This window comes from Paenibacillus sp. P36 (genome assembly GCF_045866505.1).
GTDB lineage: Bacteria > Bacillota > Bacilli > Paenibacillales > NBRC-103111 > Paenibacillus_E > Paenibacillus_E chondroitinus.
Genome location: NZ_AP038372.1, coordinates 2,748,016 through 2,764,059 on the forward strand (window position 1 = coordinate 2,748,016; position 16,044 = coordinate 2,764,059).

Annotated in this window: 15 protein-coding genes; all 15 read left to right on the forward strand. The window is 45.7% G+C overall.

Translation table 11 applies throughout. The features are described from left to right. Positions 1-4: 4 nt before the first annotated feature. Genes ACKTT9_RS12405 through ACKTT9_RS12475 form a run of 15 tightly spaced genes read left to right on the forward strand, consistent with a single transcriptional unit; the run spans position 5 to position 16,005 of the window. The gene (locus ACKTT9_RS12405; RefSeq protein WP_407871814.1) at positions 5-748 is read left to right on the forward strand and encodes a YveK family protein; all 744 of its coding nucleotides are present in this window, start codon (positions 5-7) and stop codon (positions 746-748) included. Next, positions 732-1,373, forward strand: a complete 642-nt coding sequence (locus tag ACKTT9_RS12410; protein WP_407871815.1) for a CpsD/CapB family tyrosine-protein kinase — start codon at positions 732-734, stop codon at positions 1,371-1,373. The genes ACKTT9_RS12405 and ACKTT9_RS12410 overlap by 17 nt, the downstream gene beginning before the upstream one ends. 31 nt (positions 1,374-1,404) lie before the next feature. Beyond that, positions 1,405-2,343: a UTP--glucose-1-phosphate uridylyltransferase GalU gene (galU, locus tag ACKTT9_RS12415; protein WP_157324347.1), complete on the forward strand. Its 939-nt coding sequence runs from the start codon at positions 1,405-1,407 to the stop codon at positions 2,341-2,343. Next, a complete protein-coding gene (locus tag ACKTT9_RS12420) occupies positions 2,312-2,995 on the forward strand; it encodes a sugar transferase (RefSeq protein WP_407871816.1) in 684 nt (227 codons plus the stop codon). Before galU ends, ACKTT9_RS12420 begins: the two co-directional genes overlap by 32 nt. 24 nt (positions 2,996-3,019) lie before the next feature. Next, the gene (locus ACKTT9_RS12425; protein ID WP_407871817.1) at positions 3,020-3,955 is read left to right on the forward strand and encodes a glycosyltransferase; all 936 of its coding nucleotides are present in this window, start codon (positions 3,020-3,022) and stop codon (positions 3,953-3,955) included. Positions 3,956-3,963: 8 nt separating this feature from the next. Continuing rightward, entirely contained in the window at positions 3,964-5,304 is a 1,341-nt protein-coding gene (locus ACKTT9_RS12430; RefSeq protein ID WP_407871818.1) for an O-antigen ligase family protein, read from the forward strand. Then, positions 5,304-6,089, forward strand: a complete 786-nt coding sequence (locus ACKTT9_RS12435; RefSeq protein ID WP_127449106.1) for a WecB/TagA/CpsF family glycosyltransferase — start codon at positions 5,304-5,306, stop codon at positions 6,087-6,089. Before ACKTT9_RS12430 ends, ACKTT9_RS12435 begins: the two co-directional genes overlap by 1 nt. A 10-nt stretch (positions 6,090-6,099) precedes the next feature. Continuing rightward, on the forward strand, positions 6,100-7,593 hold the full coding sequence (locus tag ACKTT9_RS12440) for an O-antigen ligase family protein (protein WP_407871819.1): 1,494 nt from the start codon (positions 6,100-6,102) through the stop codon (positions 7,591-7,593). Beyond that, positions 7,535-8,902 (forward strand): lipopolysaccharide biosynthesis protein, encoded by a 1,368-nt coding sequence (locus ACKTT9_RS12445; RefSeq protein ID WP_407871820.1) that lies wholly within the window; start codon positions 7,535-7,537, stop codon positions 8,900-8,902. Before ACKTT9_RS12440 ends, ACKTT9_RS12445 begins: the two co-directional genes overlap by 59 nt. A gap of 27 nt (positions 8,903-8,929) precedes the next feature. Further along, complete coding sequence (locus tag ACKTT9_RS12450) at positions 8,930-9,766, forward strand: glycosyltransferase family 2 protein (RefSeq protein WP_127449110.1); 837 nt, start codon at positions 8,930-8,932, stop codon at positions 9,764-9,766. Continuing rightward, positions 9,750-11,012: a glycosyltransferase family 4 protein gene (locus tag ACKTT9_RS12455; protein WP_407871821.1), complete on the forward strand. Its 1,263-nt coding sequence runs from the start codon at positions 9,750-9,752 to the stop codon at positions 11,010-11,012. The genes ACKTT9_RS12450 and ACKTT9_RS12455 overlap by 17 nt, the downstream gene beginning before the upstream one ends. Further along, positions 10,981-12,126 (forward strand): glycosyltransferase family 4 protein, encoded by a 1,146-nt coding sequence (locus ACKTT9_RS12460; RefSeq protein WP_157324337.1) that lies wholly within the window; start codon positions 10,981-10,983, stop codon positions 12,124-12,126. Before ACKTT9_RS12455 ends, ACKTT9_RS12460 begins: the two co-directional genes overlap by 32 nt. Before the next feature lie 30 nt (positions 12,127-12,156). Then, on the forward strand, positions 12,157-13,257 hold the full coding sequence (locus tag ACKTT9_RS12465; protein WP_407871822.1) for a glycosyltransferase: 1,101 nt from the start codon (positions 12,157-12,159) through the stop codon (positions 13,255-13,257). 4 nt (positions 13,258-13,261) lie between these two features. Then, positions 13,262-14,593, forward strand: a complete 1,332-nt coding sequence (locus tag ACKTT9_RS12470; RefSeq protein ID WP_407871823.1) for a UDP-glucose dehydrogenase family protein — start codon at positions 13,262-13,264, stop codon at positions 14,591-14,593. 41 nt (positions 14,594-14,634) lie between these two features. Further along, the gene (locus ACKTT9_RS12475) at positions 14,635-16,005 is read left to right on the forward strand and encodes a sugar phosphate nucleotidyltransferase (RefSeq protein ID WP_407871824.1); all 1,371 of its coding nucleotides are present in this window, start codon (positions 14,635-14,637) and stop codon (positions 16,003-16,005) included. Positions 16,006-16,044: the final 39 nt, after the last annotated feature.

Sequence of the window (16,044 nt, forward strand, 5' to 3'; positions counted from 1 at the left end):
AACCATGGAGAAATCGATCTTGGATTACTTTGTACTCATTCGCAAAAAGCTGTGGATGATTGCGTTGTTCGTTCTTCTCTCGTGCCTGACAACCTTCTATGTCAGCAAAACATTTGTTGAGCCTGTTTACAAGGCAAATACACAAGTTTTGGTAAGCAGTACGTTTAAGAGTGAAGAGAAAATAGATCTGAATGATGTATCGATGAACATGAATTTAGTTGAGAGCTACAAGGAAATCATTAAATCGGATCAGATCATTCAGAAGCTTCTGACGGACCATCCGGAATTCGGTATGACGCAGAAAGAACTGTTGAAGAACTTGAAGGTAAGCTCAACGGATAAAACGCAAATTATTAAAATCGAGTTGGAAGATCCGAGCTATGAGAAAGCCGTCACGATGACGAAAACACTTGCGGATACATTCATGACCGAAGTGCCGTCCTTGATGAATATGAACAATGTCAAAATACTTTCCAGCTCAGATCCAGCTGTGAAGCCTTTGCCGGCGAACGCTAGTATCGTAATCAACCTGGCGTTGAGCTTTGTTTTATCGGCAATGGCAGCTATTGGTGTGTTTTTCTTTTTTGAAAATATCAATGATACGATCCGCTCTGAGAAAGAGGCTGAGCACATTGTGGGCCTTCCCGTTCTTGCTACCATCGGAACGATAAAGAAAGGCAAAGCAACCAAATCTTCCAAAGCGCTAAGCAGAGAGGTAGGGGAACAGACGTATGTTACAGCTAAGTAATGTGCTGGTGACGGAATTAGATCCGATTTCACCGGTTTCCGAATCCTATCGCTCTTTACGAACGGCGGTGCGCTTTAAGAAAGTTGTACCCGCTGATCAAGGGCTGGGAATGGTGCTGATGATCGCATCGCCGAAGTCGCAAGAAGGCAAGACGACGACGCTGGCGAATCTGGCCGTAACGTATGCTCAGGAAGGGAAGTCTGTTGTGATCATTGACAGCAACTTGCGCCAGCCGGGCTTGCATAAGCTGTTTGGTATGAATAATACAAAAGGCTTGCTCCATTTTTTCCAAAAAGGGCTTGCTGTTGATGAAGTTATTACACCGACGGGCATCATGGGCCTTGATCTCATCGTTGCCGGCGGTCAACCGGTTAATCCGTCGGAGCTGGTAGGCTCCTCCCAGATGTTGAATCTGATGAATCAACTGAAGCAGCGATATGAAGTTATTCTGATCGATTCACCGTCAACGCTTGATTATACAGATGCAAGTTTGCTCTCGGAGTACAGTGATGGCGTACTGTTGGTCACAAGGAACGGTAAAACAAAGCGGGAATGGGCGAAACAAGCAAGAACACAGCTCGAACAATCAGGAGCCCGCATGTTAGGTATGGTTTTCAACCAATAATTGAATATGTACGCTTAGGAGGATGAGAAGGATGAAGACGGTCAAGAAAGCAATTATTCCGGCTGCGGGGTTAGGAACGAGATTTCTTCCCGCTACGAAAGCGATGCCCAAAGAGATGCTCCCAATCATCAACAAACCAACTATTCAATACATCGTGGAAGAAGCCATCGAATCCGGAATCGAGGATATCATTATTGTCACCGGTAAAGGAAAGAGAGCGATCGAAGATCATTTCGATAATGCTTTCGAGCTTGAGAACAAGCTGATGGAAACGGGGAAGCTGGAGCTCTTGAAAGAAGTTCAGCGTTCAGCCAAAGTAGAAATTCATTATATTCGTCAAAAAGAACCCAAGGGACTGGGGCATGCGGTCTGGTGTGCAAGAAGGTTCATCGGAAATGAACCCTTCGCTGTACTGCTGGGCGATGATATTGTCACAGGGAAGGTCCCCTGCTTAAAACAACTCATTCAGCAATATGAATTATCAGAAAATTCTGTTATTGGCGTCCAAACAGTACCGCCGGAATTAACGAATCGTTACGGTATCATTGATCCTGGTGAGCAAGATAATCGCCTTTATCAAGTGAAAGACTTTATTGAAAAACCTAAATTAGGTACAGCACCTTCCAATCTTGCCATTATGGGGAGATATGTGTTCTCTCCTAAAATCTTTGAATTTTTGGAGCTTCAGGAAAAAGGCGCCGGCGGTGAAATTCAGCTGACAGACGCGATTCAGAAGCTTAATAAAATAGAACGTGTTCTTGCTTATCATTTTGACGGTATCCGTTATGATGTAGGCGAACGACTTGGTTATATTCTTACCACAATGGCTTTCGCGCTTGAGAGCAAAGATCTTCGGTTAGATGTGCTTGATGCGATGGCTTCACTGCTTATTAAGGAGAAATATGCCCCTATTTTAGAACATTTGGGAGGTGAAGATTATGAGCTTGCGAGAACTGCAGGAGGAATATGAGTACTACTATCCGGCTGCTACGAGATTGCAGGAAAGAAAAAGCGTAACTTCCTACTCCGTTATGAAGCGTGCGCTAGATATTGTTCTCTCCTTAGCTGGTCTTATTTTCTTGATGCCTTTATTTATCGTAGTGGCAGTTTGGATCAAGTTGGAAGATCCGGACGGTTCCGTTTTCTTCAAGCAAAATAGGGTTGGTAAAGATGAAACGTTGTTCCCGATGTATAAATTCCGCTCAATGGTGGCGAATGCAGAAGCATTAAAGCAGCAGTTAATGAGCCAAAATGAAGTCGAAGGCGCGATGTTCAAAATGAAAAATGATCCTCGCGTGACTCGTGTCGGCCGAATCCTTCGCAAAACAAGCATTGATGAGTTGCCGCAATTGTGGAACGTACTCATCGGTGATATGAGCTTGGTTGGTCCTAGACCGGCTTTGCCAAGTGAAGTGAAAGAGTACACCACCTATGACAAGAAACGTTTGGCTGTAACACCTGGCTGCACAGGGTTATGGCAAGTAAGCGGTAGAAGCAATCTAAGCTTTGAGCAAATGGTTGAGCTTGATTTGACTTATATTCGTAATCGAAGTGTTTTCTATGATTTGAAAATTATCATGAAAACCGTATCGGTTCTGCTCGGTTCCAAAGACGCCTTTTAAAAAAAGTTGAAAAGGAGTACCGCAATGGTGCATGATCAGCCAAAACCAAGGGTATCAATTGTCATCTGTACCTATAATCGCGCGGATTTGCTTCAGATCACACTGGACGCATTGCCTGCATTAACTGCAATAGATATGGCTGAGATTCTTATTGTGGATAACAATTCCACGGATCACACGCGAGAAATCTCCGAGTCATTTGTCCTTCGTCAAGCCGGGGTGTTGCGGGTTCGCTATCTATTTGAACAAACGCAAGGACTGTCGGCTGCGCGAAATAGAGGGATACAGGAAGCAACGGGCGATATTATTGCGTATCTCGATGATGATGCGGTTCCTTGTTTGGAGTGGATACGCACGATTGTGGACACCTTTGATCATCGGCATGATGTGTATGCCATAGGTGGCATGATTCGTCCGAAGTTCGAAAGCGAGAGACCGGCATGGCTGATCAAATCGCTTGAACTTCCGTATACGATTGTAGACCGGGGAGAAGATGTTCATGAATATCCGATAAATAAGCATCCCTTCGGAGCGAATATGGCTGTTCGCAAATCGTTTCATGATACTTATTTGTTTCCAACCGACCTTGGAAGAAAAGGAACGCTCTTGCTGTCCGGTGAGGAGTCATGGCTCTTCGAACAGATGCAACAGGAAAGAAAGACGATCCTTTATCATCCTTCCATGGTCGTGGATCACTTCATCCCCGACAATCGCTTAACGAAAGAATGGATCAAGCAGCGTTATTATTATCAAGGTATTACGAATGGCTCCATGCACAAGGGATTTATGAGTAAAGTAGCGCTTCTCGTTAATGTTGCTTGCAGAGTACTCTACATAGCTGTAAATGCTTTGTTTGCCCATACGGAAGGTGAAAAATTGCTCATTGCTTGTCGGATGCAAAGTATAAAAGGCACATTGCTCACGATGCGTAGTCGTGTGAAAATGCGCTTGACAGGGTGAGGATACGGATGACGCCGGTTTTTCCAATACAGCTCAAAAAACCGATGTACTATGCTGCGTTCTATGTCCTGCTTGCAGTGATCATGGGGGTAGCGGCTGTTTATCAGCCTATCATCAGTATGTTGGGGTTGGCCGTACTTTTCATGTGCATATATGCCATTTACCAACCGGAAAAAATGAGTTACCTGGTCCTGCTTTCAACCGCCATATCCATCAACTACATTGTGGAGGCGAATTTCCCAGGACTGGAGATCCTTTCCCTTTACAAGTTAGGGATTCTTATTCTATTAGTTCCCAGCATGCTGCAAAATGGACTTCGAATGAAGTTCATTTACCCCATAGTAGCCATTGCCGGCATGTTGTTCATTACACTCTTTTTCTCAGAATGGCATCCGAGATTGACGCTTTCCATCACCTTGAAAGCCTTCATCGGACTCGCGCTTCCTTTCTTTTTTCTCATGATCAAATGGAAAAAGGAAACAGCAGAAAAGCATATCCGGATCATCTGTTTGCTTCCAGTGGTAAGCGTAGTGACTGGGGCAATCCTTCAGCTGGTTCATTTGTATTCCTTTCTCAATGTAGAGTTTACGGGAGCCATCCGAGTACAAGGAGCGAATATCGCACCTCATTTGGCGATGTTAGCTTTTCTTGGGATTACCGTTGCTTTAATTGAAACCAAGCGGAATCCGTTGAATGCCAAGTTCTTGTATTGTACATTGGCTGCCAACTTTGCGATTCTGATTGCTACGGGAACCCGAGGTCCCATACTCGCCATGCTGGCCATGGCCGGGTACTATTTCTTTGATATGGTGAAGCAGTATATCAAAGGGAAGCTCATCTTATTGATTCCGTTGGTCTGTTCCCTGGCTTTAATTGGTGGAGCCGTGTATCTCCAGTGGGACAATATGACGAAGCGTTCCTTCGAGCGCCAGACGGGCACGGGCATCGATTTATCAGGAAGGACGGAGGCGTGGAACTACTTTCTAAAGGGAGTGAAAGATTCCCCGATGACAGGAAGAGGCCTAGGCGCAGTTACTGTCGCGAACGACGGCAGTTTGTACGTCGGTTTTGTGGTTCCGCATAACGAATATATCCGCTTCTATTATGATTCCGGTTATATTGGCTGCATCCTGCTGTTTCTATCGCTGCTTGTGTTATTTCGAATGATTTATCGCGTCATTCCACAGCGAATTAAAATTTATTATGCTGCATTTATTCTGGCATTCTTTCTGTATTCCTTGTCGGATAATACATTATCCACGATTCAATTCATCATTCCTTTTTGCTGGTATTTGAATGGTTTGTATATTCTCTCGACGACAAATTCGAAAAAAGAAGAGTTGATCTGATGAGTAGAGTGACTATGTTCGATGTTCATTTTGATAATTATGACTTTCTGGACTTGCTTGCTTATATGGATGACGTCATTCGCCAGAATAATCATTCTTACATTTTAACCTGCAATGTCGATCATTTAATAAAGCTCAGAAAAGATGCTGAGTTTCAAAAGGTATATTCAGACGCGGGTGCGATTGTGGCGGATGGCATGCCCATTATATGGGCATCGAAGATGCTTCGCAAACCGCTCAAGCAAAAGGTGTCCGGCTCTGATTTGTTCGCAAAATTAGGGGAAGCCTTCGCGGAACGCCAATATAAGCTCTTTTTCTTAGGTTCAGCGGTCGGGATTCCGGAACAAGCGGTTAAGAATCTGAAGCTCGTTTTTCCGAATTTGAACATCGTGGGCTGTTACTCACCTTCTTATGGCTTCGAGAAGAAAAAGGATGAGAATGAGCGTATAGTTCAAATGCTGATTGATACGCAGCCAGATATCGTGTTTGTTGGCGTTGGTGCGCCGAAACAAGAAAAGTGGATTTATCAAAACTATCTCCAATATAAAGTGCCGATTTCAATTGGTGTAGGTGCAACCTTCGATTTCCTTTCGGGCACCGTCAAGCGAGCTCCGAACATTATGCAGAGAACAGGGTTTGAATGGTTTTGGCGGCTTGTGCAAGAACCTCGGCGGCTGTGGAAGCGTTACTTGGTACACGATGCGATGTTTGCCGTTCTGCTATGGCGCGAGGTTGTGAAGCAGTTCAAGCTGAAACGGGAGGGGACGGGAGTCAATAGTGGATGATTTCAGCAAAATGAGTAAACCCCCTTTGATCATGACACAGACGGGTCGCATGACGTTGTTATTCACTGCAATGGCTTTAGCCGTCTCTGTCGTCATTGGTTATTCAAGTGCAACTCTGGATCCTGATCTGAGTATGCAAATTGCAATCTTGTCAATGCTGCTATTTCCTGCTTTTGTATTGGCCTTATTCGATTCACGGCGATTAATTCCCTATATCCTGCTGGTCTGGGTCATTTGTCCGGAGATCCGGCGCATACAGGATTGGATGGAAGGAACGTACCATTCGGTATCGCTGCTAAGTATTGCACCTTTATTAACAAGTGCCGTGCTGATTATTCCTATTTTGGCTAAGTTCCACCAGATGGAATCTCGTATCTACAAGCTGCTCATTTATATAGCCATCGTGCTGCTGTATGGCTGCCTGATTGGCGTAACAAAAAATGGGAGCGGGACCTTTTACGATTTAGCAAACTATGTGATTCCGTTATTGTTAATCCCTTATGCGGCTTTAAGTGAATTCGACAATAAGGCGCTGGATCGTTTAATTGTCGCTTTCTCTAACACGGCCATCTTGGTAGCTGTCTATGGCATTATTCAGTACATCGTCGTGCCTCCCTGGGATGCATTTTGGATGAATCATGTGGAAATGACGTCGATTGGCCATCCTTTTCCTTTGGAAATCAGAGTATTCTCTACGCTGAATTCGCCTGGACCTGCGGGGATGTATATGGGAACTGCGCTTGCACCGATGATTTTAGAAAAAAAATGGCGGGGACCTTTAGGCTGGATCGGTATTATCCTGGTTACGGTTGGACTCCTTGTCACGTTAGTTCGTTCTGCTTGGGTAATGCTTTTCATCGATATCGCGATTTATACGGCTGTATCGGCCGGCAGACAGAAGTGGAAGCTGATCGCTCAATTAACAGCTGTTATTGCAGCGATGTATGTCATTATCCCGAAGCTGCCTGGAGCACAGGGGCTGATTGCGCGATTAGATACGATGACAGCCATTCAGGATGACCACTCTTATAATGAGAGACTAGATTTCTTCCATACCGTTTTTCCGATGATGTTCTCGAAACCACAAGGATTAGGGCTAGGAAGTATTGGTGTCGGCACCAAGCTGAGCAACGGTGGGGCACTAGGGGAATATGGCATTTTCGATAATGGATTTGTTGCCATTTTTCTAACCTTTGGCATTCTTGGTGGCTTATTGTTCCTCTGGGCTTTGTGGCTTGTCACCCGTTATCTGTTATCTCAGAAACACCAACCGGGTGGGATAACGGCTTACGGTAAGTTAGGTCTCTCGGCTCTGCAAGGAAGTATCGTTTGTCTTGTTTTTGAAAATGGGTACACAGGGTTGAAAGGTTTTCTATTATGGATGGTCGTAGGCATTGGAATTATGGCGCATCGAACGATCGTTCAAGAGAGGAGGCAAATTTTGGATGCAGCAGCCAGTCAACTTGAAATTAGTCCGCATAAAGCCTCTGTTCGGCTTCATTAAAGCTTTTTTTTCAAGCAAAAGTCATTTGTCATCTTCCGTTAAAACGATGTTTTTCAGTGTGCTTATCTTGGTCATTAATATGCTAACCGGTATTTTGACAGCGCGATTTCTTGGGCCATCGGGCCGAGGAGAGCAGGCCGCTATGGTGTTATGGTCACAATTTTTAGCTTTTAGCTTCTCATTTGGTATGCCTTCCGCCATTATTTACAACGTGAAAAAGAACATGAAGGATTCCGCCAAGCTTTATTCGACCGCTGTTCTCATGGGTTTGACAGCAGGCATGCTTGCGATGTGCTTAGGGATACTGGTTTTGCCCTATTGGCTCCGTACGTATTCCGACAGTGTGGTCCTATTCTCGCAATGGTCTATGGTTATCGTACCGCTCATCGTATTGTCCCAGATTAATAATGCGATGATGCAGGTAAGAGGCGAGTATAAACTATTTAATCGTCTGCGATTTCTTATTCCGCTGAGTACGCTCATCGGCCTTGCTCTGCTAATCCTGACTAAAACCATGACTCCTTACACGTCAGCTGTAGCTTATCTCGCTCCGGCGGTTCCCTTTTACATATGGACCACTGTTCGTTTGCTAAGACAGTATCAATGGGTGATCAAGGATGTTTTCAGCTCCTTTAAGACTTTAATCAGATATGGGATTGGATCCTACGGCAACGATTTGATGGGCAATGTTTCCTACTACATCGATCAAATTGTGATAATCGGTCTGCTCAATCCCACTGAACTTGGACTTTATGCGGTTGCGGTAAGCCTATCTCGGGTCGTTAATATTTTCTCAACCTCGATTATCGTGGTGCTGTTCCCGAAAGCATCCGGGCTGCCGAAGGATAAAGTGGTGGATATGACGTTCCGTGTATACCGGATCAGCACATGCGTAGCCTTGTTATGCTCCCTGATCATCATGCTGGTTGCTCCTTTCGTCATGCCGCTCTTGTATGGTCCTGATTTTAGAGAAGCCATCAGTGTGTTTCGCATGCTGCTTCTTGAAGTGTCCATTTCAGGTGGAACCATGGTTTTAGCACAAGCGTTCATGGCCTTAGGCAAACCCAAGATCGTTACCATTCTGCAAGGAATCGGGCTGCTGGTTGTCATCCCACTACTGACAGTGCTTATTCCGAAGTTTGGACTCGCCGGTGCGGGAATGGCCATTTTGTCATCGGGTATTCTGCGATTTATCTTTATTTTAATCAATGTCAAATTCACCTTGAAAACGAAACTTCCAAGATTACTGTTGAATAAAGAGGATATCCGTTGGTTGCTTTCAGCAATAACAGCATATAAGGCCAAATAATTGGACATTGGGGGAGGGGCGAACGAAATGAGTCGCTATCGTGATGCTGTGGGAGTGAATCGAATTTCTGTTGTCATCATTGCGCAAGACGATGAATCGAGAATAGCGAATGCGATCGCCTCCTGCAAGCCTTTTGCAGACGAAATTGTTGTAGTCGATGGCGGGAGCAAGGACGGAACCGTTCGAGTGTCCGAGCAATTAGGCTGCAAAGTCTATGTGAACGCATGGCCAGGTTATGCGAAACAGCGTATCTATGGCAGTGATCGTGCCACCTATGACTGGATATTCGTAATCGACACGGATGAGGTGGTCAATGAGCAATTATCAACCTCCATTCAGATGCTGAAAGGCGAGTTATCCGATCCAAGCAAAGCCTATTCCGTACTGCGGATTGGAGACTTTCTGGGACGCTGGATGGGGAAAGGCGAGAAGCTGGTCCGATTGTATAACCGTACACAAATTCAGTACAAGGAAAGTCTAGTACATGAAACACCGAATGTGGAGAATGAGAATGTGCTATTTATACCAGGTGTCTTATGGCATTATGGTTTCCGCAGCATTCATGACCATATTCAGCGGTTTAATAAATATACCGATTTGGAGGCAGAAGGCGCAGTGGCGATGGGAAAAAGATTTAGTCTACTGCGCATGCTCGTTCGACCTCCTTTGCGTTTTGTTCAAAAATATATCGTTCATGGCTTATATAAAAAGGGAATTCCCGGGCTTGCTGTAGCACTATTCTGGGGAATCTACGAGTTCCTGGTCTGCATGAAGCAGTATGAGCTTGGATTAGCTCGTAAACGTGTAAAGAAGTCCCATGATGGGCCGATCAAGGAGGGGAAAGCTTATGCAACGATACAATGATTTACGGATCTTGTGCACGGGAATGGGCTGGCCCTCAGCTCAGCCAGGTGGGTTAAACACTTATTTCAAGCATATTTGCGAAAGCTTGGATACGCATCATGAACTTGAAGCACTGGTATGCAGTGCCAATAAGCCGGAAGTGACAAGCGGTCTTCGTGTCACCAATGTGGCCGGCACGAATTTGAAGTTGAGCAAACGGCGTGATGCTTTCCGCATGCAAGCCGCAGAAATAATGAACGGGCAGCATGTTGACATCGTGTATGCGCACTTTGCTCCTTACAGTCTGGGCGTGGCAATGGAGGCGAAAGCCCGAAATATTCCGGTTGTGATGACTTTTCACGGCCCGTGGAGTGAGGAAATAAGGCTTGAGGGGAAAGGTTTGAAGCATAGATTCAAAACCATGATCGCGAAAAACTGGGAAATGAAAGCATACCAATTGGCGGATGCCTTCATCGTGTTAAGTGAAACTTTTCGCGATATTCTTCACCGCCAGTACGGCGTCCCGCTGGCCAAGATACACATCATTCCCGGCGGGGCGGATGTAGCCCGGTTCAGGCCGGCAGCGAATCGTTCCGCAATCAGAGCGAAGCTGGGGCTGCCGGAAGGGAAAACTGTCGTGTTGACTTTGCGAAGGTTGGTCAACCGAATGGGGCTGCTTCAGCTTTTGGAAGCTTGGAAAGAAGTTGTGCGTTCGAAGCCGGATGCCGTGCTGTTTATAGGCGGCAAAGGTCCGCTGAAAGCTGAACTGGAAAGCCGAATTGCCGAGTATGGGCTCCAGTCTAGCGTAAGATTGCTGGGTTACATCCCGGACAGTGAGCTTGCGGACTATTATCAGGCAGCCGATCTGTTCGTTGTTCCGTCACAAGCGCTAGAGGGCTTCGGCTTAATCACCGTAGAAGCAATGGCAGCAGGGGTTCCAGTCATGGCAACTCCGATTGGCGGGAACCGTGAAATTCTTGAGAAATACCGGCCGGATATGCTGTTTGGGGGAACCAGCAGCAGTGACATTGCCTCAGGATTAACTCGCATATTGAAGCATCCTGAGTTGTGGCCTACAAGTGAGCAGTGCAGGAATCATGTGCTGGAGCATTATACGTGGAAGAGAGTTTCCGAGCAGGTGAACGAAGTATTTCATTCCGTTATTGATCTTGATCGTCATGCTTATGTCAGGAATGAATCGGCTGCAGCTAGGAAGAGAGGAGGACGTGAACAAGATGAGAGTAGCTTATCTGGATCATACCGCTAGATGGAGCGGGGGAGAAGTCGCGCTTTACAATCTCATTACGAACTTTGGCAAGGAGATCGATCCGCTAGTCATTGTGGCTGAAGAGGGAGCGCTGGTTGATCGGTTAAGAGCTAAAGGGATTGATGTTCGCGTTTTACCTTTAAGCGATAAGGTGCGCAATCGCAATCGGAATGCTGTGAATTTCCAAGCGGTTTCGGCGGCATTGGAACTTTGGAGTTATGGGAAAAGGGTTGCCAAGCTACTGAAAGCGGAGAAGGTTGCCTGTGTACATACGAATTCTTTGAAATCAGCTTTTTATGGAGCAGTAGCTGCTAAATGGGCAGGAATTCCACTCATCTGGCATATTCGGGATCATATTGGCGTTCCGTATTTGAAGCCAATTGTTGCCCAAGCGATTCGCCTGATGTCCCGATTGCTGCCTAATGGCGTTATTGCAAACTCCAATTCTACGTTGAGTGCTTTGAACTTGCCGAAGTCCAAGAAAACATTAGTCGTGTATTCGGCCTTCGCCAATTCCAAAGCTAAAAGCCTGGCACTCGTCGAGAAAACATGGCGAAAACCGTACGTAGTCTTACTGGTTGGTCGGTTAGCCGAATGGAAGGGCCAGCATATTTTGCTCGAAGCAGCGAAGTCTTTTCTCCCGGATGAGCAGGTTCATTTCTGGTTAGCCGGGGATGCCCTGTTCGGCGAAGATGCCTATAAGAAGCAGCTGCTGCAGCAAATTGCCGACAATCAACTGAACAATGTCACCTTGCTAGGTCATGTTGAAGATATTCAGGGGTTAATGCAAAAAGCAGATCTATTGGTTCATACCTCCATCACACCTGAGCCTTTCGGTCAGGTCATTGTCGAGGGCATGGCAGCCGGTTTGCCGGTTATTGCTTCTAATGAAGGCGGCCCAACGGAAACCGTTGTGCATGGTGAAACGGGACTTCTCATTACACCAGGGAAACCAGCCGTGCTGGCTGATGCCATTCGCTATCTGCTCGAGCATCCTGAGGAGAGACGCCGAATGAGCGAGAATGGCATCAAGCGTGTGGAGCAACACTTTGTTATCGAACGAACCGTTACCCAAATCACTCATTACTATGCAGGTTTCATCGCTAACTCTTGATGACCGCTTAGTGTGTAAAGGATGGATCAAATGAAAATAGCAATTGCGCATGATTATTTGGTTCAAATGGGCGGAGCCGAAAGAGTTGTTGAAGTCTTTCACCAAATGTACCCGAGTGCTCCCATTTATACGACCATGTTTAGCAACAATCGTCTGCTCGATGAACTGAGGGATGCGGATATACGAGCCTCTTGGATGCAGAAAATGCCTGGAGGAAAAAGTCATTTTAAAGAAATGCTGCCTCTTTATCCGTTTGCGATTAAGGATTTTGACTTTCGAGAATTTGATATTGTGCTCAGTTCAAGCAGCGCATTCATGAAGAGTATTCAGGTACCGAAGAACACGTTCCATCTGTGTTACTGCCATACCCCCATGCGTTTCGCCTGGGATTATGACACTTATATGGAGAGACAAACCAAATCGAGCGTGATGAAACGTCTCTTGAAAATTTATATCGATCAGCTTAAGCAATGGGATCAAAAAACGTCAGCAAATGTAAATCAGTTTATTGCAAATTCCTCGGTTGTGAAAAGTCGTATCCGAAATTACTATCATCGCGATTCCGATGTTATTTTTCCACCAATTAATACAACTCGCTTTCACAGCTCGACGAACATTGATAATTATTATTTGATCGTATCAAGACTTGTGTCCTACAAACGTATTGATCTGGCTGTAGAAGCATTTAATCGGAATGGCTTGCCTTTGCATATCGTAGGGGAAGGCCCCGATCTGATGAGACTGAAGGCGATGGCAAAAGGAAATGTTCGTTTTCTGGGGAGGTTGGATGACGGTTCAGTAACCAAAATGATGGCGGAGTGTCGCGCCTTAATCTTTCCCGGCGAGGAGGATTTCGGGATTACACCGCTGGAGGCGAATGCGGCAGGAAGACCCGTTGTCGCCTATCAGGCTGGCGGTGCGCTAGACACCATAGTGCCTCATGTGAATGGTGTGTTTTTCAAACGGCAAGAGGTAGAGGATCTGCTGCTCGCTATACAGGATGTGGAAAACCATGCCTGGGATGTAAGCCGAATTATCCAACATGCCCAGAAATTTGATGAAAAAACATTTATGGAGAAATTGAAAATCTACATGGCTAAAGCTTATCAACAGTTCAGAGAGGGGAATTAATCGTATGGATATTGCAGTAATTGGAACAGGCTATGTGGGATTAGTTTCCGGGGTGTGCTTCGCTGAGGTGGGAAATAATGTGATCTGTGTGGATCAGGATAAAACGAAAATTGACAAGCTGCAGAATTTCATTTCTCCTATCTACGAGCCTGGCATTGAAGAACTCATGGAGAAAAATATACATGCTGGCCGGTTGGCTTTTACAACGGATTTGGCTCACGCCATCAGCCAATCTGAACTCATTATCATTGCCGTGGGCACACCGTCCTTGCCGAATGGCGAGGCTAATCTGTCCTACATTGAGCAAGCGTCTATGGAAATCGGGAAGGCTATGAACGGCTATAAAATCATTGCAACGAAAAGCACCGTTCCCGTAGGTACGAATGAGCATATTCAAATGATTATTGCGATGAATACGCAGCACGCTTTTGACGTCGTATCCATTCCCGAGTTTCTGCGCGAAGGTTCGGCTATCGATGACACCCTTCATCCGGATCGTATTGTCCTTGGACTCGATAATCCAAGCTTGGCTGAGCCGCTTACCGATCTCCACCGTGCCTTCACGGATCAAATTTTCGTCACAAGCATCCGGAGTGCCGAGATGATCAAGTACGCTTCGAATGCCTTCCTCGCGACTAAAATTTCATTTATCAATGAAATCTCCAATATTTGCGAGAAGGTCGGCGCTGATGTCACGGAAGTGGCTAAAGGGATGGGGAAAGATAAGCGAATTGGTTCATCCTTCCTGAATGCCGGTATCGGCTATGGAGGTTCTTGCTTCCCGAAAGACACGGACGCTTTGATTCAAATTGCCGGCAATGTCGATTATGAGTTTCAATTGCTCAAGTCCGTCGTGGAAGTGAATAAATCGCAACGCTACAAGGTGATTTCCAAGCTTGAGGCCTCCCTTGGACTGCTAAGCGGCAAAGTGGTGGGCATTTGGGGATTATCCTTCAAGCCGAATACGGACGATATTCGTTATGCGCCGTCGATTGAAATTGTAGAAACGCTGATCCGAGCAGGAGCAACGCTGAAGCTGTATGATCCTATTGCGATGGATAAATTCAGGGAGCGTATTGATCATCCTTCGATTCAGTGGTGCGAGAATGCCATGGAAGCAGCAGTTGGTGCTGATGCGATTTGCTTGCTAACGGATTGGGAGGAATTCAAAACGATCTCCTTGTCCAAACTTATTTTTATCATGGATCAGCCGATTCTCATTGATGGCCGCAACGTGTACAGCCAAGAACAAATTCAAGGAACGGGGCTCAAATATTATTCCGTTGGGCGGCCTGATTTGATCGGCGTATCCAGACCGAAAGCACTGGCTAGATAATTTGCTTGTATCCCAAATAAATCAAATGGAGCGTGGTTTTCATGAAATTGGTACTTCTTTCAGGCGGTTCCGGTAAGCGACTTTGGCCATTGTCCAATGATTCCAGATCCAAGCAGTTCTTAAAGGTACTTGAGGATGATAAAGGCCAAGATGAATCCATGGTGCAACGTGTATGGAGACAACTGCAGAATACAGGCCTTGGCGAAGATGCGTACTTAGCGACGAATCGCTCGCAGGTCGAGATGATTATTAGCCAACTTGGCGGAGAAGCTCCACTAATTATCGAGCCTGAGCGCAGAGATACATTCCCTGCCATCGCATTAGCTGCTGCTTACATGTATGATGTGGAAAGTTTGCCTTTAAACACAGTGATTACGGTGCTGCCGGTAGATCCGTATGTGGATGAGGCATTTTTCCAGAAAATTAAACAATTAGAGGACGTTCTGCAAGAAACAGACGCGAATTTAGCGCTAATGGGTGTTGTTCCGACGGTTCCGTCGGAGAAATATGGTTATATTGTTCCTTCTGAAGAACGCCGGGAAGGGACAGAAGCGGTAGCGGTCCAATATTTCTTCGAGAAGCCTAACCGGGAACAAGCAGCTGTTTTAATCGATCAAAAAGCACTTTGGAATTGTGGCGTCTTTGCATTCCGCCTGGGCTACCTCATCGAGGTCATGATGGATAAAGGAATTCCGATTCAATACGAGGAAATGCTCAGAAATTATCATAAATTAACGAAAATCAGCTTCGACTATGAAGTTGTTGAGAAAGAAGCAAGTTGTGTCGTTGTCCCTTATGATGGCTTTTGGAAAGATTTGGGAACTTGGAATACGTTGACGGAAGAAATGGGACGTTCCCAAATCGGAACAGGTATCGTAACGACGGATTGCGAGAATACTCATCTGATTAACGAGCTAGACATCCCTGTCACCGTTATCGGCATTCATGACGCAGTTGTAGCCGTGAGCCCGGATGGCATTCTAGTGACGAACAAGTCGGAGAGCCCTCGCATTAAGGAAGTCATGAATACAATCGAGCATCGCCCGATGTATGAAGAACGCAGATGGGGACGGTATCGTGTTATTGATTATGTCAAATATGCCGAAGATAATGAGGTGCTTACGAAACGTATTCTCGTTCATGCCGGTAAAAATATCAGCTATCAGCTGCATTACAAACGTTCTGAAGTATGGACTATCGTAAGCGGGGTAGCGGATATTATCATTAATGATAAGCTCTATCAGGTGAAGCCGGGGGATGTTGTGCGAATTCCGGAGGGGACCAGACACAGCATACGGGCAATTACGGATGTTGAATTTATCGAGGTACAAAGCGGATCCGACTTAGTCGAAGAGGATATCGTTCGGATTTGTATGGACTGGAAGGACATTTCCCTTCATCAATTTATTTAAGTTTTGTTTTGAAACAAAGAACCGCCTTCTATTCGATTT